The sequence below is a fragment of the Mesorhizobium sp. CNPSo 4688 genome (assembly GCF_057784295.1).
The window spans coordinates 105,877-124,929 of record NZ_JBWLUY010000003.1 but is presented as its reverse complement, the minus strand read 5'-3'; the positions used below and the strand labels follow the sequence as shown (position 1 = coordinate 124,929).

The window sequence follows — 19,053 nt, the reverse complement described above, 5'->3', positions numbered from 1 at the left end:
ACCCCGATCGGCTTTGCCGATCGACCCTCCCCACGAGGGGGAGGGTGAAGGAGGCACCACATGAACATCCTCGAACGTTATCACGCCATGGAATACGGCCCGGCGCCGGAAGCCCGCACCGAGGCCGATGCGTGGCTCGCGGCGCGCGATTTCGGCAAGGCGCTGTTCATCGACGGCGCCTGGAAGGCCGCCGCCAGCGGCAAGACTTTTGACACCAGCGAGCCCTCCTCCGGCAAGCTGCTGGCCAAGGTCTCCGATGCCGGCGCCGCCGACATCGACGCAGCCGTTGCCGCCGCCACCAAGGCACTGCCGAAATGGTCGGCGTCCTCAGGCTACCAGCGCGCGAAGGTGCTCTATGCCATTGGTCGCGCCATGCAGCGGCATCAGCGCCTGTTCGCGGTGCTTGAGACAATCGACAACGGCAAACCGATCCGCGAAAGCCGCGACATCGACGTGCCGCTGGCCATCCGCCATTTCATCCATCACGCCGGCTGGGCGCAGGCGCTGGACAAGGATTTCCCTGGCCATAAGGGTGTCGGCGTCGTCGGCCAGATCATCCCGTGGAATTTCCCGCTTTTGATGCTGGCCTGGAAGATCGCGCCAGCCCTTGCCGCCGGCTGCACGGTGGTGCTGAAGCCGGCCGAGTTCACGCCGCTCACCGCTATCCTGTTTGCCGAGATCTGCGAGCGCGCCGGCGTGCCGAAGGGCGTCGTCAACATCGTCCAGGGCGGGCCTGAAGCGGGCGTCGCTATCGTCAACCATCCCGGCATCCAGAAGATCGCCTTCACCGGCTCGTCCGAGGTCGGCAAGATCATCCGCAAGGCCACGGCGGGATCAGGGAAAAAAATATCGCTGGAGCTTGGCGGCAAGTCGGCCTTCATCGTCTTCGAGGACGCCGATCTCGACAGCGCCGTCGAGGGTCTGGTCGACGGCATCTGGTTCAACCAGGGCCAGGTCTGCTGCGCCGGGTCGCGGCTTCTGGTGCAGGAAGGCATTGCCGAGGCCTTGATCGCCAAGGTCAAGGTCAGGATGAGCCGGCTGCGCGTCGGCAGCCCGCTCGACAAGAACACGGACATCGGCCCGCTGGTCGACGCCACACAGCTCGACCGGGTCAAGGGCCTGGTCGCCGAAGGGGCGAAACAGGGCGCTGTCTGCTGGCAGCCGGATGCAGCATTGCCGTCTTCCGGCTACTACCATCTGCCGACGCTCGCCACGGGTGTTTCGCCGGCTAACATATTGGCGCAGGAGGAAGTGTTCGGCCCGGTGCTGGCCACCATGACCTTCCGCAACACCGAGGAAGCGATCGAGCTCGCCAACAATACGCGCTATGGGCTGGCCGCCTCGGTGTGGAGCGAAAACATCAACCTCGCTCTGCATGTTGCCCCGCAGCTGAAGGCCGGCGTGGTCTGGGTCAACGGCACCAACATGTTCGACGCCGCCTGCGGCTTCGGCGGCTACCGCGAAAGCGGCTTTGGTCGCGAAGGCGGGCGCGAGGGCATGTTCGAATATCTCGCGGCAAAGCTACCGCTCGGCCCGGTGTTCAAGCCGGCGACGTCTTCCGCGCAGCCGGTCGAGCAAGCGGACGGCGGCGCCATCGACCGCACGGCAAAACTGTTCATCGGCGGCAAGCAGGTCCGCCCGGACGGCAACTACTCGCTGGCGATAGCCACTGCCAAGGGCAAGCTCGCCGGCGAAGTCGGCCTCGGCAGCCGCAAGGATATCCGCGATGCCGTTTCTGCCGCTCGCGCCTGCAAGGCCTGGCCGGAGGCGACCGCCTACAACCGTTCCCAGGTGCTCTATTACCTCGCCGAAAACCTGTCCGGCCGCACCAGTGAGTTTGCCGCACGCTTGACCGAACTCACCGGCGTCAATGCCAAGGCCGCCCGGGAAGAAGTCGAACAGTCCATAGAGCGGCTGTTCCTCTATGCCGGTCTGGCCGACAAGTTCGAGGGCAGGGTGCATCAGCCGCCGGCCCGCGCCGTCACGCTGGCGCTGCACGAGCCGGTCGGTGTCGTCGGCATCGTAGCACCCGACACCGCGCCGCTGCTCGGGTTTATCTCGTTGATCGCCCCGACCCTTGCCATGGGCAACACCGTGGTCGCCGTGCCATCCGAGCGCTATCCTCTGCTCGCCACCGATCTCTACCAGGTGATCGAATATTCCGACGTTCCGGCCGGCGCCATCAACATCGTCACCGGCCGCACGGCGGAACTTGCAGGCGTTCTGGCCAAGCACGACGATGTCGACGGGCTCTGGCTGTTTGCGGATGCCGACACCTGCGCCAAGGCGGAGGCCGACTCCATCGGCAATCTCAAGCGCGTCTGGACCGGCAATGGCCGCAGCCTCGACTGGGCGTCCGATGAGGCCGCCGGCGATGCCCTGCTGCGCCGCGCCGTCGAGGTCAAGAACGTCTGGGTGCCTTACGGCGACTGATCGTTTCGTGCTTGAGCGAACCAGGCAGCGTGACTTGTTGCCCGGTTGTCATCCATGTTGTTGCATCAGAAGAGCCAGCGATGTGCATTACATCTGCCGTCGCGAAGGTGATCGCGTTCGGGCTTGACGCCCTGGCGTGTGTTCTTTAACCAGAAAAAACATATTTTATTCATGGACTGATGGATTGTGCAGGCCGCATAGTCGCGCCTGTCTGGCACAGGACGCCTTGGCCAAGCGTCAGTAAATCGGGCGTCAGTAAATCGGGCTGAGCCCAGGAAAGCGGCACAAGCGCCGAGGAGAAAAGCATGGCGGATCTGGCAGGCAAGGTCGTTGTCGTCACGGCGGCGGCGCAAGGCATCGGCAAGGCGAGCGCGCTGGCCTTCGCCAAGGCAGGTGCCATTGTCCATGCCACCGACATCAACGAAGCGCTGCTGGCCGAACTCGCCAGGACCTCTGGCATCAAGACCCGCAAGCTCGACGTTCTCAACGACGATGCGGTGGCATCGGGCTTTGCTGAAATCGGCCGCGTCGACGTGCTGTTCAACTGCGCCGGCTTTGTCCATTCCGGCTCGATCCTCGAGATGAAGGATGCCGATCTCGATTTCGCCTTCAACCTCAATGTCCGCGCCATGATCCGCACCATCCGGGCCGTGCTGCCCGGCATGCTGGAGCGAGGCGACGGCTCCATCATCAACATGTCATCCGTCGCCGGCGCCGGCAAAGGCGTGCCCAACCGCTTCGCCTATGGCGTCACCAAGGCAGCCGTGATCGGTCTCACCAAGGCAATCGCCGCCGACTATGTCGCCAAGGGCATTCGCTGCAACGCCATCTGCCCCGGCACCGTCGAAAGCCCGTCGCTGCAGGATCGCATGCATGCGCAGGGGGATTATGAGGCCGCCCGCGCGGCCTTCATCGCCCGTCAGCCGATGGGCCGTCTCGGCACGCCCGAGGAAATCGCCGACCTTGCCGTCTATCTCGCCGGCGCCACCTACACGTCGGGGCAAGCCTACAATATCGACGGCGGCTGGTCGATCTGAGCACTATTCCCGATCCGAAGGTCCGGGATCGAGCAGGCCTAAAGTCCGGCTTGTCCGAGGTCGGATCCGATAGCCAGAGTCCGGCCCAGTCCCTCGTGGCTTTGGCTGAGTGAGTTTGAAAACGGCCTTGGGCCGCAATTTGGAGAGCAAGATGAAACTGCTGCGCTATGGCGAGGTTGGGAGCGAGCGCCCCGGCCTGCTCGATGCGGATGGAACGATCCGCGATCTTTCGGGTCATGTCCCTGACATTGCCGGCAAGGCGCTCGATCCGGCGTCGCTCGAGACATTGTCGAAGCTCGATCCGAAGTCGCTGCCGGCGGTGTCCGGAAAGCCCCGGCTCGGCCCTTGCGTTGCCGGCACCGGCAAGTTCATTTGCATCGGCTTGAACTATTCCGACCACGCCGCCGAAACCGGCGCCACCGTGCCGCCGGAGCCGATCATCTTCATGAAGGCAAGCTCGGCCATCGTCGGCCCGAATGACGATGTGCTGATCCCGCGCGGCTCGGAAAAGACCGACTGGGAGGTCGAGCTCGCGGTGATCATCGGCAAAACGGCGAAATATGTCAGCGAGGCCGACGCGCTGGACTATGTCGCCGGCTATGCCGTCGCGCATGACGTGTCCGAGCGCGCATTCCAGGCCGAGCGCCAGGGCCAGTGGACCAAGGGCAAGTCCTGCGACACGTTCGGCCCGACCGGCCCGTGGCTGGTCACCAAGGACGAAGTGGCCGATCCACAGAACCTCAAAATGTGGCTGACCGTCAACGGCAAGACCATGCAGAACGGCTCGACCAAGACCATGGTCTACGGCGTCGCCTATCTCGTCTCCTATCTCAGCCAGTTCATGTCGCTGCATCCCGGCGACATCATCTCCACCGGCACGCCCCCCGGCGTCGGGCTGGGCATGAAGCCGCCGGTGTTCCTGAAAGCCGGCGATGTGGTGGAGCTCGGCATCGAGGGGCTCGGCCAGCAGAAGCAGACCTTCAGGGCGGATCTCTAGCCGCCTCTTCTCCTGGAGCAGTTCACCGTTTCATCGAAACGGCGATCTGCTCCAACTCTTTGTTTTGACGCAATTCCCAAGGGAAAGCGCTTTGCGCTTTCCCGGGAAAACCGTTTCACACTTTTCCTGGAATTGCTCTAAGTCTGCGTGCCCGAGGGCTGGCGCCGCGTCAGCGCCAGCCGAGAGCCGGCGCGACGTGCTTCAGGATCGCCTCGATGACATGGGCGTTGTACTCGACGCCGAGCTGGTTGGGGACGGTCAGAAGCAGCGTATCGGCCTCGGCGATCGCCTCGTCCTCTTTCAGTTGCTTGACCAGCACATCCGGCTCGGCGGCATAGGTGCGGCCAAAGACGGCGCGCTTCTCCGGTTCGATGTAACCAAAGTGGTCCTCGCTATCGTTGCCGCCGAAATAGGCGCGGTCACGGTCGTCGACCAGCGCGAAGATACTGCGGCTGACCGACACGCGCGGCTCGCGCGCATGCCCGGCTTCCTTCCACGCCGCGCGGAAGGCGCGGATCTGTTCGGCCTGCTGGACGTGCAGCGGCTGTCCGCTCTCGTCGAACTTCAGCGTCGAGCTTTGCAGGTTCATGCCGAGCTTGCCCGCCCATTCGGCGGTGGCGTTGGTGGCGGCGCCCCACCAGATCCTGTCGCGCAGGCCGGCCGAGAATGGTTCGAGGCGCAGCATTCCGGGCGGATTGGGAAACATCGGCCGCGGATTGGGCTGCGCAAAGCCTTCACCGCGCAGCACGTTCAGGAAAACCTCGGCATGGCTGCGTGCCATGTCGGCGTCGCTCTGGCCTTCCTGCGGCACGTAGCCGAAGTAGCGCCAGCCGTCGATCACCTGCTCCGGTGAGCCGCGGCTGATGCCGAGCTGCAGCCGGCCGCCGGCGATCAGGTCGGCAGCACCCGCATCCTCGGCCATATACAACGGATTCTCGTAGCGCATGTCGATGACGGCGGTGCCGATCTCGATGCGGCTGGTGCGGGCGCCGACCGCGGCCAGAAGCGGATAGGGCGAAGCGAGCTGGCGGGCAAAGTGATGTACGCGGAAATAGGCACCGTCAGCGCCAAGTTCCTCGGCTGCCACCGCCAGGTCGATCGACTGCAAAAGCGCATCGGCAGCCGAGCGCGTCTGCGATTGCGACGAAGGCGACCAGTGGCCGAAGGAAAGAAAGCCGATCTTTTTCATGCGTGCATCCTGTTCTTTGCAGGTCCCTACTTCGTCGCCCGTGCGATTGGGTTCAATCGTATCTGACGCAACGCAGTGTCAATGGCGCCGACCCTTGACGGTCTCGCGACGATACCCATCGGCGTGCAAAGCACCAGGATTGTCTATTTGTCAGAGCCAGCGGATATCGAACCGGATCTGCCGCGCCGCTTTTGGGCCAAATGAACCAAGGAAAGGCGATGTGCCGCAAACTCCATTCGCTTGACGGGCCGGTTTTGAAATCTTCTCGCTCATTTAATTCTACAAAATCGGTAGCCTTAATGCACATACCATGGTGCAAGGAGCCGCAAAAATGTCGAGAAAGCTGGTGGTGGGGTTGTCTGGCAACCTGACCCGTCCGTCCAAGACCAAGGCTTTCGTCAGCCACATCGCCGGTGAGGTGGCGAGCCGTGCAGGTGCTGCCTTGAGCGTTTTCGACATCGAGGATCTCGGCCCGTCCTTTCCGCTCGCAAAGAAACTTGACGATCTCGATGCGGCGGCCCGCGCCATTGTCGACCAGCTGTTGGCCGCCAACGTGCTGGTGGTCGGCTCACCGACCTTCAAAGGCAGCTATACCGGGCTGTTCAAGCATTTCTTCGACCTGCTCGACCCGTCATCGCTGCGCGGCAAGCCGGTCATCCTCGCGGCGACCGGCGGCGGCGAGCGCCATTCGCTTGTCGTCGAACACCAGTTGCGGCCGCTGTTCGGCTTCTTCGAAGCGCAGACCTTGCCGACCGCGATCTACGCCTCGGACAAGGATTTCGCCAATGGCGTGCTGGTGTCCGAAGCTGTCCAGGCGCGGGCCCGGCAGGCGGTGGCCGAGGCATGCCGGGTGGCCGGCGTGCCGTACAGCGTCGTTCGTGCCGCCTGAAGATCAGCAACGCAACTCTTCCCGTATAGACCGAAGGACGCCTGCAATGACCCGAGCCAGCAAGTCCGATAGCAAGCCGCGGCAGATCAAACTGGGCGCCTTCCTGCCCGGCGGCGGGCAGCATATCGCCGCCTGGCGCCATCCCGATGCGCCCGCCGACGGCGCCACCAATTTCGAGTTCCACAAGCAGCTGGCGCTGACCGCCGAGCGCGGCCTGTTCGACGCCTATTTCCTGGCTGACAACCTGACCGTCGGCCTCGGCGCCCGCGAAGGCGGCAATGCCAAGATCGCCGGCTTCGAGCCGGTGACGCTGTTTGCGGCGCTGGCGCCGCTGACCACGCATCTCGGCTTCATCGCCACCGCCTCCACCACCTATGAGGAGCCCTACACGCTGGCGCGCAAGTTCGCGTCGCTCGACCTGTTGTCGAACGGCCGCGCCGGCTGGAACGTGGTGACCTCGGCCGGCGACGAAACGGCGCGCAATTTCAACCGCGACGTCCAGCCCAACCATGCCGAGCGCTATGCGCGGGCGCATGAGCATGTCGAGACGGTCAAGGCGCTGTGGGACAGCTGGGAGGACGACGCCTTCATTCGCGACAAGCAGTCGGGCCGCTTCTACGACAAGGACAGGTTGCACGACATCGACCACAAGGGCGAGCATTTCAGCGTCAAGGGTCCGCTCAACGTGCCGCGCCCGGTGCAGGGACATCCGGTTGTCGTACAAGCTGGGCAGTCCGAAGACGGACGCGGGCTTGCCGCGCACTCGGCCGAAGTCATCTTCACCGCCCATCAGAAGCTGGAGACGGCGCAGGAATTCTACCGCGACATCAAGGCCCGCGTGGCGGAAGTCGGCCGCGATCCCGACCAGGTGCTGATCATGCCGGGCGTCGCCCCCTTCGTCGGCCGCACCGAGGAGGAAGCCCGCGCCAAATACCAACAGCTCAACGACCTCATCCTGCCCGAGGACGGTGTTGCGCTGCTCAACGGGCTCGCTGGCCAGACGCTCGACATCCGTGGCTACCCGCTCGACGGCCCGCTGCCGCCAAGCAAGGAAACCGAAGGCATGAAGAGCCGTCAGGCGCTGATCCGCCAGATTGCCGACGAGCACAACTTCACCATCCGCCAGCTCTATCAATGGGTGGCGACGGCGCGCGGCCACTACACCATCGTCGGCAGCGTCGCACAGGTCGCCGACCAGCTGGAGGAATGGTTCACCAGCGAGGCGGCAGACGGCTTCAACATCCTGCCGCCCTGGCTGCCCGGCGCGCTCGACGATTTCGTCGACCTGGTCATTCCCGAACTGCAACGGCGCGGCCTGTTCCGCACCGCTTACGAGGGCCGCACGCTGCGCGAGAATCTCGGTCTTAGGCGGCCGGAAAATCCATGGACCGTCGCCCGCTCGACCGTCCTTGCCGCCGAATGATCCTCGTAGCTGAAGGGATGACGCCATGACATTGCAGCACATCGATCGGCCGATCACGATCCGCGCCAGTCGCAGCGAAAGTGGGCCTAGCGACGACTTTCTGCGCCTCAGCGGCAGGGCGGCTGTCCGCTTCCTGTCGCGCTACGGTGTGCTTGTCGGTTTCCTGGCGCTCTGGCAGGTGGCGAGCAGCGTCGGATGGGTCAACGCGGCGGTGCTGCCGCCGATCGACATGATCATAGCTGCGCTCTGGAAGGGGCTTGCCGGCGGCAGCCTGCTCGGCGACATCGCCATCAGCCTGCAGCGCGCCGGCATTGCTTTTGCGGCAGCGGTTGCGGTCGCCATCCCGCTCGGCCTGTTCATGGGTCAGGTGCGCCCCGTCGAAACCGCGCTCGACCCGATCCTGCAGGTGTTCCGCCAGACATCGGCGCTGGCGCTCTACCCGGTGTTCATCCTGCTGCTCGGGCTCGGCGAAACCTCGAAGATCTTCGTCATCTTCTGGGCAACCCTGTTTCCGCTGCTGCTCAACACCACCAGCGGCGTCAAGGAAGTCGATCCCAAGCTGCTCGAAATGGCGCGTGTCTACGGCGCGAGCCGACTCACCGTGTTTCGCCGCGTCGTGCTGCCGGGCGCCGTGCCGTCGATCTTCGTCGGCCTGCGGCTGAGCGCCACCACCGCGCTGCTGCTCCTGATCGCGTCCGAGATGATCGGCGCCAACAAGGGCATCGGCTTCCAGGTGATGAACGCGCAGTACAATTTCCAGATCCCGCTGATGTTTGCGGCAATCGTCATCCTCGCCGGGCTTGGCCTGATCGCCAACCAGGCGTTGGTCGCGCTGCAGCGGCGGCTCTGCCGCTGGAGCAACCCAGTCAACTAGCAGCCCGTCCCTCACCCTCCACTCAGGAAAGACCGGATCATGAAAATCACCCGCCGTTCCCTGCTTGCCGGCGCACCGCTAGCCGCCGGCCTCATCGCCGCCGGCCTGCCGCGCTTGGCCTTTGCCGAAACCGCACCGGTGAAATTTCGCTATCTCGCCAGCCGCGGCAGCATCTCGCCGCATGAGCTCGCCGCCGAGCTCGGCTACTACAAGGGGCTCGGCGTCGAGCTGGAAAATGTCGGCTATGCCTCCGGCGGACCGGAATCGCTGTTTGCGCTGTCCTCCGGCAGCGTCGACATCGGCTCTGCCGCCACCGCGGCGGTGATCAATTCGATCTCGGGCGGCAACGACTTCGTCGCGGCGTATCCGAGCAACGGCATCAACAAGGACGTCAAAAGCGTCTTCTATGTGCTGGAAGACAGCCCGATCAAATCGATCGCCGACATCGCCGGCAAGACCATCTCGGTCAACACGCTCGGCGCCCATCTCGACTATACGGTGCGCGAGGCCCTGCACAGCGTCGGCCTGCCGCCGACTGCCGCCAACCTCATTGTCGTGCCCGGGCCGCAGCTGGAACAGACCTTGCGCTCGCGCCAGGTCGATATAGCCGGGCTCGGCTACTGGCAGGCGACGTTCGCCGGAGCGCTGGTCGCCAATGGCGGCGTGCGCGGCGTGTTCGACGACACCCAGGTGCTCGGCGAACTCGCCGGCGGCTTCGTGGTGCTCAGGCGCGACTTCATTGCCGCCAATCCGGATGCGGCGCGCAACTTCGTCGAACAGTCGGCGCGCGCTTCAGACTGGTCGCGCCAGAACCCGGACGAAGCCCGCAAGGTGCTGGCCAATATCCTCAACAAGCGCGGCGAAAACGGCGATCTCGCCCGCTACTGGACCGGCTTTGGCTTGCGTGAAGGCGCGCAGGCGACCGACCACGACATCGATTTCTGGGTCGCCGTCCTGGAGCGCGACGGCCGTCTGGCGAAGGGCAAGTTGAAGGCCGCCGACATCCTGTACCGGCCCGGCGAAACCAAGACGAACTGAGCTCTGGAATAGCTGGGAGATGAGATGACCGGTTCCAACCGTGGCGGAGAGGTCTCGATCCGCGACCTCTCCAAATCCTTCAGCCTCGGCGGGCGCCAGCTTGCCGTGCTGCGGACGCTCAACCTCGACATCCGGTCGGGGGAATGCCTTGTCATCGTCGGCGCCAGCGGCTCCGGCAAGACCACGCTGCTGCGTATTCTGGCCGGACTCGAGGCTGCCGACAGCGGCGGTGTCGCGATCGACGGCCAGCCGGTGCATGGCGTCGGCGCCGAGCGTGCCGTGATCTTCCAGGAGCCGCGCCTGCTGCCGTGGCTGAGCGTGCTCGGCAACGTCGCCTTCGGCCTCGAAGTGCGCGGCGTGCCCAAGAGGCAAGCCGAGGAACGCGCCCGCTTCTACGTCGCGCTGGTCGGGCTTGCCGAATTCGCCGATGCCTTTCCGAACCAGCTTTCCGGCGGCATGGCGCAACGCGTCGGCATCGCCCGGGCGCTTACCGTCCAGCCCGAGATTCTTCTGCTCGACGAGCCGCTGGGAGCGCTGGACGCCATGGCCAAGATCGGCATGCAGGAGGAACTGGCGCGTATCTGGAGCGAGGAGAACGTCACCATGGTGATGGTCACCCACGATCTGGAAGAGGCGATCTATCTGGCCGACCGGGTGCTGATCCTGCCCAAGGAGAAAGGCGGCGCGGCGCGATTGATCGACATCGACCTGCCACGCCCGCGTGAACGCAGCGAAAGCCGCTTCGTGCGCTATCGCGAAGAATTGCTGCGCGAATTCGGATTGCACTGATCGAGGCAGGCGCCAGCCGGGGCTGACACCGGAGATTCGCTCTCGCGACTACTGCTTGGTGAACGTGCCCGTATAGTTGCGGTCGGCAAGCCCATAGGTGACGGTCAGCGTTCCGTCCGCCTGCATGACCGCGCTGACGTCCCCGCCATTGGGAAGCCGCCGCAGTTTCAACGTGTTGCCGAAAATCTTGCCTTCGCCGTCGGCCACGCCAGGCTTGTTGTCGGCGATATCGCCCCAGGCGTAGGTGGCGGTGACATTGCCGCTGCGCGAAATCGTCAGCACGGCGAGCTTGCCGTCATACATCCCATCGAGACGTCCGCCCCATATGCCGGAAAATGCGACATATTTGGCCGGGATGCCCTCGCCGGGGGGCATGACCCTGACAGACGGATCGAGGACGGCTGCGCCGTCAGCAGAGATCGCGGCAGGGGCCATGGGCTGAGGTGCGGGCGCTGGCGGCGGGGATGATGGTTCAGGCGCCGACTGGCAGGCGACAAGCATGAATGCCACCAAACCGAGCGTCGGAAAGTGACTGTTTGGTGGAGCCAATCGGAATCGAACCGACGACCTCTTGAATGCCATTCATAGGGCCTTTCTTTCGTTCTGTTTCCGTTCGTTGCCGCCAGTGTCCGGAAAGCTATTGTTTTCAACGCAAATCAGCTACTGTGTTTCCGTGAGTGTCGCCGGGTTTCCTATTTTATGGTGCCCCGGCGGTGCCCCGACCCTCTCAGTGGTGGCACAGTATGTCCGAAGGCGCGAAGTCAGTCAAAATCACAAAGCGCGTGGTCGATGCCACGAAGCCCAACGGCACAGACTTCTACGTGTTCGATAGCGAGCTGATCGGTTTTGGGCTCCGCGTGCGCGCGACTGGTGGAATGTCCTACATCGTCCGCTACCGCGCGGGCTCCGGACGATCCGCCCCGGTCAAGCGGGTGACGATTGCAAAGGTCGGCAAGGTGACGCCCGATCAGGCCAGGGACGTTGCGAAAGACCTGTTGGCTTCAGTGGTCAAAGGCCAGGACCCTTCGCGAGATAGAGCCGAGGAACGCGGCGCCATCACATTCGCCAAGCTGGCCGACGCTTTCCTGCACCACGTCGAAGCTCTCAAGAAGGCGAACACCCACGCCCAGTATGCCCATATGCTCAACGCCTATGCGGTGCCGCAGTTCGGTACTCGCAAGGCTGTGGCAGTTACCCCGAGCGATATCGCCGGCCTACACATCAGCCTGAAGGCGAAGCCGACTACAGCGAACCGCATCCGCGACGTGGTCAGTTCGATGTACGGCTGGGCGATCAAGGGCAAGATCCTGCCCAAGATGGAAAACCCTGCCGCTGGTATCGCGAAGTATCGAGAGGCCAAGCGGGAGCGTTTCTTGTCTTCAGAGGAAATCCTGCGGCTCGGATCCGCCATCCGCGAGGCCGAGACAGTTGGCATCCCTTGGGAGCCCGACCCAACCAGGAAGACCAAGCATGCCCCAAAGGCTGAAAACCGGCTGGTCAAGCTAGATCCTGCCTCGGCTGCAGCCTTGCGGTTGTTCATCCTCACCGGCGCCCGGCTGCGGGAAATCTTGCACCTCACCTGGGACATGGTGGACCTAGAGCGCGGCCTTCTGCTGCTGCCCGACAGCAAGACGGGCCAGAAAACAATCATCCTAAATGCGCCCGCCCAGATGGTGCTGGCCGATCTGCCTCGTACCGATCGATACGTTATTCCAGGCAAACCTCGGGCACTGAAAAACGGCAAGATGGAAAGCCGACCGCGCGCCGACCTCAAGCGGCCCTGGCAGATGATCCGCAAACGCGCCGGCCTGGCCGCCCAGGCAGACAACCCCGGCTTCAGGGTGCGCATCCACGACCTGCGGCACACACATGCGTCGATAGGCGTCGGCGCCAATCTCGGCTTACCTATCGTCGGCAAGCTGCTCGGCCATACGCAATCACGCACGACTGAGCGGTACGCGCATCTTGAAGCGGACCCGTTGCGCAAGGCCTCGAACGCCATAGGCAAGCGCATTTCCGAAGCCATGGGAGATGAGCAAAAGCCAAAGTCCGCTGAAATTGTTCAGATACGGCCCGCTCGATAAATGGCGAAGAAGCCGACAAAAGATCGCGAGCTGACTCTACCTGACGAGTACGCCCCGGCTGGCTCTTATGAGATTGACGGTGCCGTGGCCAAAATCCGGCTTCACCAGAGGTGGGAGACGAGAGCGGCGGCGCACGCCTTCGCGCGCCGCGCGCTGTTTGTTGCAACGATGAAGGCTATTGATTCCAGCGAGCTCAAGCTTCACGGCGAGTGGATAGACGTATGGGAAGAAGGCCATGCCCTTGTCATGAAGGCCTCCGTCGCGATGCCTGCTGTTGTAAACTTCCTCGCACGGGATAAGCGAAAAAAAGACAACTTGGCCAAACACGGCGCAGCGGCGCTAGAGGCACCACTTAGGCAGATGTGCGCCTACCTATACCCGAGCCTACCAGCGCCGGACCGGGCCACCTGGGCCACTGATCAGGCCCGCAACCTTGTCGCGACGCGCTATCTGTTAGAGCAGCTAGAGGGCCATATGCTGACCATGCGCGACATGCTGGCCGCGAGCAGGGAGAATGCCGGCAAGCCAGAAAAGGCGGCGTTTGTTCTTGCAATGGCAGAGGCGTGGGTCTTTCTGACAGGCAAACTGCCCGGGTCGAATCCTGACCCGAGCCGGACGCCCTTCTTGCGCTTTGTTGAGGCGGCGTGGGCAGACGTCGGCCCCGAACAGGACAGTTTTGTCAGCGCAACTCGTGGCGCAATCAACCACTTGAGAAAACAGCCCGATACCCTAGCCGGCGATTACCGGCCTTCGTGGCTAGGCGAAGGATAACGGACTCAGCCGCATTTCTTCCGGGGTCCGTCATCCCGGAGTGTCAGTGCAAGCCGGTAGCCTCTTGCGGATAGTCCAACCCGCTAGAGGAACCAAAATGCAAGCCAAAGTCGAAAACACCGCTGCAATGCTTCGCACTGAAGGCGCGGCGAAATTTTTGGGCCTTACTGCCTCAACCCTCGAAAAATTGCGCCTGACTGGCAACGGCCCTCGTTATGCGAAGCTCGGTCGCTCGGTCGTGTATGACCCCACCGATTTGTTTTCTTGGGTAGAGCAGAGAAAGCGGTCTTCCACTTCGGTTGCGGCGTGAGGTGCTGCGATGGATATGCAAGACAAAGCCGCCGGCCTGGCAGGGCTCGGCGGCTCGGTAGATAAGAATGCTGTCGCGGCATCTTTCTACTCCAACCACTGCTCAACCGCAATCCAGATCGATGATGGCTCGTACGCAATTGCTGTAGTCGCGGCGCGCTTTCGAGTTCCTCCAGCCACCGCATTCGAGGTCTGCCGCTTGGCAGGTTTGGGGGTGCGCTAATGGTCGCTCGTCCGCACCTGCCCTCTCTGACCGCTGAGCGCGCGAGAACGCTTCTGATCTACGATCCTGAAACCGGCGCGCTGAATTGGCGCGTCGCTAGACCCGGGACTTTTAGTGGCGCCCTCGCAGGTACGCGAACCAGCGAGGGCTACACGCAGGTCGAAATCGACTATCGCCTGTATCGGGCGCACCGTGTGATCTGGTTGATGCAGACGGGCAAATGGCCAAAGCATCACGTCGACCACAAGAACGGTATGCGCGCCGATAACCGATGGAAGAATCTACGCGAAGCGACACCGCTTCAGAACGCTCGCAATCGCCGCCCCGGCAAGAGCAACAGCAGTGGCCGCATCGGTGTTACGCAAACCGCCAGCGGCCGATGGCAGGCGTTCATCGGTATCGATCTACAGAACCTGGTCCTGGGGACATTCCCGACCTTCGATGAAGCTGCCGCCGTTCGGGCTGCCGCCGAACTCCTGCACTACGGGGAGTTCGCGGCCCAACCTCTTGAGGCCGCAGAATGAGCCGCGAATTCTCGAAGATCAGTCCGAAAGTCTGGCGGTCGAAAAGGTTTCGGGCGTTGCCGACAGACGATGCTCGCTTTCTCCTGCTTTATTTACTGACCAGCGAGCATCAGACCAGCGCCGGCTGCTTTCGAATGCCGGACGCATACGCGGCGTCAGATTTGGCTTGGCAGGTCGACAAGATGCAAACGGCGCGACGCCATCTCATCGAAGGCGGCCTAATCGCCTTCGATGCCTCCACAGACGAGTATTTTGTTATCGGCTGGTTCGAGCACAACAAGCCCATGAACACGAGCCATCAGAAGTCGATCGTTCGCGTCGTGTCGGATGTCGAGAGTGACCCTGTCCGAGAAATCGCTGAGGCCGAGCTGCAGCCCGCTCTCATTCCAAGCACGGTTGAAACGCTGAGCGGCGCCAGGCTGGGCAATTCGACTTATATGCAGAGGAGGGCTTCATGAGGATAGACCCTGCGGACACCGTGTCGAGACAGTGTCGACATAAGGAGACTGAGACGGAGACAGTTACACGAGACGGAGAAGAGACTGGAACCGATACTGATAAGGAGATTTTTACAAAGACCGTCAAAATCGCGAACGAAGGCATTCCCTCATCGTCGGCAAGGGGCTTGGGAGGGAAGAAAGGGCGCAAGCCTTCAACGGCAGCGCTCTACGGCCTCAGAAGCACCAACAGGGAAAGACGGTGCTACGAATGGCCGGAGCCTTTCTACCCTCTACGGAACTGGCTTCGTAGACACGGCGTCGATGTCGGCGCCCTCAAAAGCGACCGGCAGGCGCTATGCCTGGCCAAATCGCTCGGCCGCCAAGGTAAGAAGATGCCGCACCGGCTCGCGCCTCTGTTCCCTGCCCTGTTGAAGATCCAGCGGACACTCTGCCCGACGAAAGGCGAGGCCCGAATGCCCATGTCGGACCGAAAAGTTGTGGGGACGTTCGGCCCAGCCTCGCCGGTTCGCTCAGTCAGCATTGCGGCGTATTTGGCCGAAAAGGCATCTGCGCAGGATGGGGGCAATCATGGATAGATCAAAGCCCCTCACCCTTCAACAGGCGGCCGGCATAGCTGGCGTTTCACCGGACACGATTGCCAGGTGGTGCAAGCGATACGGGATTGGGAAGCAGCTTCATCGCAATGCTCCTTGGCGGGTAGATCCGGCTGGACTGGCAATCGTTATATCGGCAGACGCTAGTCGTCTCGCTTTGTATCAAGCAAACCTATGAGCAGCTTTTCAATCAGCGAGAGGCTCGATCTCGCGCAAAACGTACGCCTCTCGAACAACCTCGCCATTTCGGAGGATACGTTTCACCGAAGTCGAGGCAACGGCGTTGACCCCGACCATCTCCCGGTTCCAACGCTCAAGGTCGTCCGCCGTCCACTTAGGAGCGACTTTCCCCTTGATGGTGCCTTGGCCAGCATCAAGTTTGAACTCGAACTGATGGGCCGCAGGCAGCACACCGCTTAACTGTCCTCGAATGTCGCTGTCAGCTTCTTCCACTGACGTTGCGATAGCGCGTTCAGTAGCGCGCGTCACAGCCTCTGTTCCGAAGCTGAACTCATTTTCGCCTGTCACCAGCCTTAGGGTCGCTCCGTTGTGACGCATATGTTCGAAGAATTCCCGAGCAGTCGTAAGAACCCTTTGATCAATGCGCTCAACAGCGCTGCGAAACTGCTCTTCGTCGGGTTCACCAAACGCGTCCAGTAGCTCGGTTGTATCGTCCACCACGGACTTGAGGGTGGAGTCGAAAATCTGCTGCTGTGGCTGTACCTCCTCAAGGATGAAGCCGAAAGAACCACGCACTACGTTAGTGATGTGCATAGTCGCAGCGCCCTTGTTCGCTACCAGCCCGCGTTGCCCAAGCCCTGTTGTCTGCTGGGCCAAGACCTTTGCGATGAGGTCTTGAAATTTCGCTACGGCGTTCGTCCCAAATTCTGTTTCGATCCCAATTGACCCGACAACCGGACGACCTCCGAAGAACAAGGCAGCCGTTGCGTGAGCTTCCACGGGCTCGGCCCCTAGACGGGCGATACTGTCGTCAATCTCGCGCAGGCGCGATTCAAGTCCAATCCGTGTCAGAATGTCCTGGTCGGTTAGCCTGTCAATCAGACTGATTACGGCCGCACGATCAGCTTGGCCATAATCGCGCTCTGTCTTCTTCAACAAGTTCATGGTGCAGCAACTCCGCCAGCAGCGGGCGCCGGCCCAAGGATGGCCGTGGCCATTGCGTCATCGGCTACATTCTCCATCCTGACCTTTAACATACCCTTCCACAAGCCGTCGCCTCTGCGATGTGAGAACAGGCCGATATAGTATCGAGCCATGTCGATGGAAAACTCGGGGTGTCCGTGCAGATCGACAAGCAAGAAATCCACCTGAAAGCTCTGCTTTATCCGGGCTCGGTCAAAGAGCGCGGCGTGCGCTCTTGAAAACGCAGCCCAATCCGCCGGCTGTTGAGCCCCTTGCGGTCGATAGAAGAAGGCAACGGTATCCAGATCGGACGGCACTTTGTCTTCAACGAAGCTACCGTCCAGCCACTGAAATCCAGCAACAAAGCCGATACCGCGAAGTTCTTGGCGATGAGCCAGCCAGCCCCTCAGAATTGCCTGCCGATGTGGCGTGGTCCCAAATGTAGTAACGACTTCCAAGGATGTCACTTCGTATGGGCTCAGATCTTCCGCCCGTCCGCCAGGGCCACTGGCGCCTACAAAAGGGGGCAGTACTCCGTCATTTGTGAAGGGAGGTATTGGCATTCAACGCATCGCCCCAAGTTTTGCGGAAGATGCATGATATTGCTGAACTTGCGGAACGCCAACATTGATCGGCACTGCTAGATTTCGTGTGTTCGCCACAGGAGATCGAACTATGCGCCTCAGCGCAGCGATGATCGAAAACATCCGGCTTCGGATTTCGCCAGAAGAGAAGCACGCACTGCGCGCCGCAGCTCTGAAGCGCGGCCTCACGCTGTCCGAGTACATTCGCGAAGCAGCGACGGAAGCCTCTCAGCGATCGGCGGCCTAAGATGTCTTACGTCGCGGCGCCGCCCGTCACCCTGATGCAGCTCTGGCGCCTTCATAAGGCGGAATGTCGGGCCATCGGCTCAATCGTGGCCGATGCGCGCTCCGGCGCGCTGCCAGGGGTCAAGCCTCTGGAAAGTGGCTTCGGGTTTGCAGTGATCGATACCGACGCGACGTTTGCCGCAATGCAAAAGCTTCCCTCTCATTTTGTCCGCAGATAGGAATATAATCCTGTGCCGTACATTTCGAACGTATACAGCCTTCCCCCTGGAAGCACCGTAACCCCCAACACGCCGATCGAGTCGGCAAAATTTAATACGCTGATTAACGATCTGGCGACCGCACAGAACACGGCCCGCCCCGTCCTCGGCGGCGGCACTGGAGGGCAAACAGCGGTTGCGGGAAACGATGGATTGAATACTCAAGGCAGCAGCATGGCGTCCGCTGCGACCACAAACTTGGCCGCAGCAACCGGAGTGTTCCTTGATATAACCGGCACCACGACAATCAACAGCTTCGGCACGGTAGCTGCGGGCGCGGAACGCGTCCTGACCTTCACCGGCATTCTAACGCTCACTTACAACGCCACCAGCATGATTTTGCCTGGTGGGGCGAGCATCACGACTGCGGCAGGAGACACCGCAACCTTCCGCTCCCTCGGCGGCGGCAACTGGCGATGTGTGGACTATCTGCGGGCGAATGGCGCCAACCCGGCCAACACAATTACCAACGCGACAGTCGTTACACCCACCCTGACGCTTAAGCAAAGCGCCGCACCCGCGCCAACGGCAGAGGGTGATATCCAGTGGGACACTGACGACAACGTTGTACTGATCGGCGACGGCGCAACGGCAAAGACCTTTGTTCCATTCCCGGCTTCCGTCGTAGCGGGGGATATCTTCTATGCATCAAGCGCCAAGGCGCTCACACGGCTTGCGAAGGGAACAGCAGCCCAAGTGCTGCAGATGAACACCGGCGCGACCGCTCCGCAATGGACGACTGTGCCGTTCACCAAATCGTACGAGAGCACGCAGCAGACCATCACTGCCGGTGGCACGCTTACACTGGCCCACGGGCTCGGCGTTCAGCCGAAGCTCTATATGGCGGTTCTCCAGTGCACCACTGCAAACATCGGGTACTCGATCGGCGACGAAGTTGCCATCAACCCGATGTTGAACACCACCGACGCCAATGTCCAAGCTCTCAGCATGGTCCCTGACGCTACGAACATCAATGTCCGGTTCGGGGCGAACTCAAGCTCCCTGAAAATTCTCAACAAAGGCGGCACAGGTTTAACCGACATCACCAACGCTAGCTGGCGACTTGTCATAAGGGCGTGGGCATAATGGCAAACGGCAAAATCTCCGGCGATCCAATCGAGGTAGACCTCCCAGATGGCACCGTAGCGGAGTTCCCTGCGGGGACCTCGCCGGAGACAATGCGGGCAGC

At 62.2% G+C, this 19,053-nt stretch carries 21 protein-coding genes; 17 read left to right on the top strand and 4 right to left on the bottom strand.

From position 1 onward, the window contains the following. Positions 1–60: 60 nt before the first annotated feature. From AC04SH_RS06180 to AC04SH_RS06170, 3 genes are all read left to right on the top strand, one after another. Entirely contained in the window at positions 61–2,433 is a 2,373-nt protein-coding gene (locus tag AC04SH_RS06180) for an aldehyde dehydrogenase family protein (RefSeq protein WP_488574356.1), read from the top strand. A 305-nt stretch (positions 2,434–2,738) separates the two neighbouring features. After that, positions 2,739–3,470 carry an SDR family oxidoreductase gene (locus AC04SH_RS06175; RefSeq protein ID WP_488574355.1) on the top strand — a complete coding sequence of 244 codons (732 nt, stop codon included), beginning with the start codon at positions 2,739–2,741 and terminating at the stop codon, positions 3,468–3,470. A gap of 151 nt (positions 3,471–3,621) precedes the next feature. Continuing rightward, positions 3,622–4,467 (top strand): fumarylacetoacetate hydrolase family protein, encoded by an 846-nt coding sequence (locus tag AC04SH_RS06170; RefSeq protein ID WP_488574354.1) that lies wholly within the window; start codon positions 3,622–3,624, stop codon positions 4,465–4,467. 169 nt (positions 4,468–4,636) lie between these two features. On the opposite strand, the gene AC04SH_RS06165 is transcribed toward AC04SH_RS06170, so the two are convergent. Further along, positions 4,637–5,656, bottom strand: coding sequence for an LLM class flavin-dependent oxidoreductase (locus tag AC04SH_RS06165; RefSeq protein WP_488574353.1), 1,020 nt, complete (start codon positions 5,654–5,656; stop codon positions 4,637–4,639). Between the two features lie 331 nt (positions 5,657–5,987). Here AC04SH_RS06165 and msuE point away from each other — a divergent pair, with 331 nt between their 5' ends. Genes msuE through AC04SH_RS06140 form a run of 5 tightly spaced genes read left to right on the top strand, consistent with a single transcriptional unit; the run spans position 5,988 to position 10,669 of the window. Further along, on the top strand, positions 5,988–6,545 hold the full coding sequence (gene msuE, locus AC04SH_RS06160) for an FMN reductase (protein ID WP_488574352.1): 558 nt from the start codon (positions 5,988–5,990) through the stop codon (positions 6,543–6,545). A gap of 46 nt (positions 6,546–6,591) precedes the next feature. Beyond that, positions 6,592–7,968: an LLM class flavin-dependent oxidoreductase gene (locus AC04SH_RS06155; protein WP_488574351.1), complete on the top strand. Its 1,377-nt coding sequence runs from the start codon at positions 6,592–6,594 to the stop codon at positions 7,966–7,968. A gap of 25 nt (positions 7,969–7,993) precedes the next feature. Then, positions 7,994–8,842 (top strand): ABC transporter permease, encoded by an 849-nt coding sequence (locus tag AC04SH_RS06150; RefSeq protein ID WP_488574350.1) that lies wholly within the window; start codon positions 7,994–7,996, stop codon positions 8,840–8,842. A gap of 39 nt (positions 8,843–8,881) precedes the next feature. Continuing rightward, the gene (locus AC04SH_RS06145; RefSeq protein ID WP_488574349.1) at positions 8,882–9,880 is read left to right on the top strand and encodes an ABC transporter substrate-binding protein; all 999 of its coding nucleotides are present in this window, start codon (positions 8,882–8,884) and stop codon (positions 9,878–9,880) included. A gap of 24 nt (positions 9,881–9,904) precedes the next feature. Then, positions 9,905–10,669, top strand: coding sequence for an ABC transporter ATP-binding protein (locus tag AC04SH_RS06140; RefSeq protein WP_488574348.1), 765 nt, complete (start codon positions 9,905–9,907; stop codon positions 10,667–10,669). Between the two features lie 48 nt (positions 10,670–10,717). Here the strand turns inward: AC04SH_RS06140 and AC04SH_RS06135 are convergent, their stop codons facing one another. Beyond that, on the bottom strand, positions 10,718–11,104 hold the full coding sequence (locus tag AC04SH_RS06135) for a hypothetical protein (RefSeq protein WP_488574347.1): 387 nt from the start codon (positions 11,102–11,104) through the stop codon (positions 10,718–10,720). Between the two features lie 308 nt (positions 11,105–11,412). Between AC04SH_RS06135 and AC04SH_RS06130 the strand changes: the two genes are divergently transcribed. The 6 genes from AC04SH_RS06130 to AC04SH_RS06105 all read left to right on the top strand — a co-directional run bounded on the left by AC04SH_RS06130 (position 11,413) and on the right by AC04SH_RS06105 (position 15,616). Beyond that, positions 11,413–12,753 carry a site-specific integrase gene (locus AC04SH_RS06130; RefSeq protein WP_488574346.1) on the top strand — a complete coding sequence of 447 codons (1,341 nt, stop codon included), beginning with the start codon at positions 11,413–11,415 and terminating at the stop codon, positions 12,751–12,753. Beyond that, a complete protein-coding gene (locus AC04SH_RS06125) occupies positions 12,754–13,524 on the top strand; it encodes a hypothetical protein (protein ID WP_488574345.1) in 771 nt (256 codons plus the stop codon). 97 nt (positions 13,525–13,621) lie between these two features. Next, entirely contained in the window at positions 13,622–13,834 is a 213-nt protein-coding gene (locus tag AC04SH_RS06120; protein WP_488574344.1) for a helix-turn-helix transcriptional regulator, read from the top strand. 221 nt (positions 13,835–14,055) lie between these two features. After that, positions 14,056–14,580 carry an HNH endonuclease gene (locus tag AC04SH_RS06115; protein ID WP_488574343.1) on the top strand — a complete coding sequence of 175 codons (525 nt, stop codon included), beginning with the start codon at positions 14,056–14,058 and terminating at the stop codon, positions 14,578–14,580. After that, positions 14,577–15,038, top strand: a complete 462-nt coding sequence (locus tag AC04SH_RS06110) for a hypothetical protein (protein ID WP_488574342.1) — start codon at positions 14,577–14,579, stop codon at positions 15,036–15,038. The genes AC04SH_RS06115 and AC04SH_RS06110 overlap by 4 nt, the downstream gene beginning before the upstream one ends. Continuing rightward, entirely contained in the window at positions 15,035–15,616 is a 582-nt protein-coding gene (locus AC04SH_RS06105; RefSeq protein ID WP_488574341.1) for a hypothetical protein, read from the top strand. Before AC04SH_RS06110 ends, AC04SH_RS06105 begins: the two co-directional genes overlap by 4 nt. A gap of 204 nt (positions 15,617–15,820) precedes the next feature. On the opposite strand, the gene AC04SH_RS06100 is transcribed toward AC04SH_RS06105, so the two are convergent. Beyond that, positions 15,821–16,759 carry a hypothetical protein gene (locus tag AC04SH_RS06100; RefSeq protein ID WP_488574340.1) on the bottom strand — a complete coding sequence of 313 codons (939 nt, stop codon included), beginning with the start codon at positions 16,757–16,759 and terminating at the stop codon, positions 15,821–15,823. After that, on the bottom strand, positions 16,756–17,340 hold the full coding sequence (locus AC04SH_RS06095) for a DUF6932 family protein (protein ID WP_488574339.1): 585 nt from the start codon (positions 17,338–17,340) through the stop codon (positions 16,756–16,758). The genes AC04SH_RS06100 and AC04SH_RS06095 overlap by 4 nt, the downstream gene beginning before the upstream one ends. Positions 17,341–17,452: 112 nt before the next feature. On the opposite strand from AC04SH_RS06095, the gene AC04SH_RS06090 reads away from it, so the two are divergent. From AC04SH_RS06090 to AC04SH_RS06080, 3 genes are read left to right on the top strand one after another with little or no spacing between them, the layout of a single operon-like run. Continuing rightward, positions 17,453–17,608 (top strand): plasmid mobilization protein, encoded by a 156-nt coding sequence (locus tag AC04SH_RS06090; protein ID WP_488574338.1) that lies wholly within the window; start codon positions 17,453–17,455, stop codon positions 17,606–17,608. A gap of 1 nt (position 17,609) precedes the next feature. Beyond that, positions 17,610–17,825, top strand: coding sequence for a hypothetical protein (locus AC04SH_RS06085; protein WP_488574337.1), 216 nt, complete (start codon positions 17,610–17,612; stop codon positions 17,823–17,825). Positions 17,826–17,837: 12 nt separating this feature from the next. Then, entirely contained in the window at positions 17,838–18,950 is a 1,113-nt protein-coding gene (locus tag AC04SH_RS06080; protein WP_488574336.1) for a hypothetical protein, read from the top strand. Positions 18,951–19,053 lie beyond the last annotated feature (103 nt).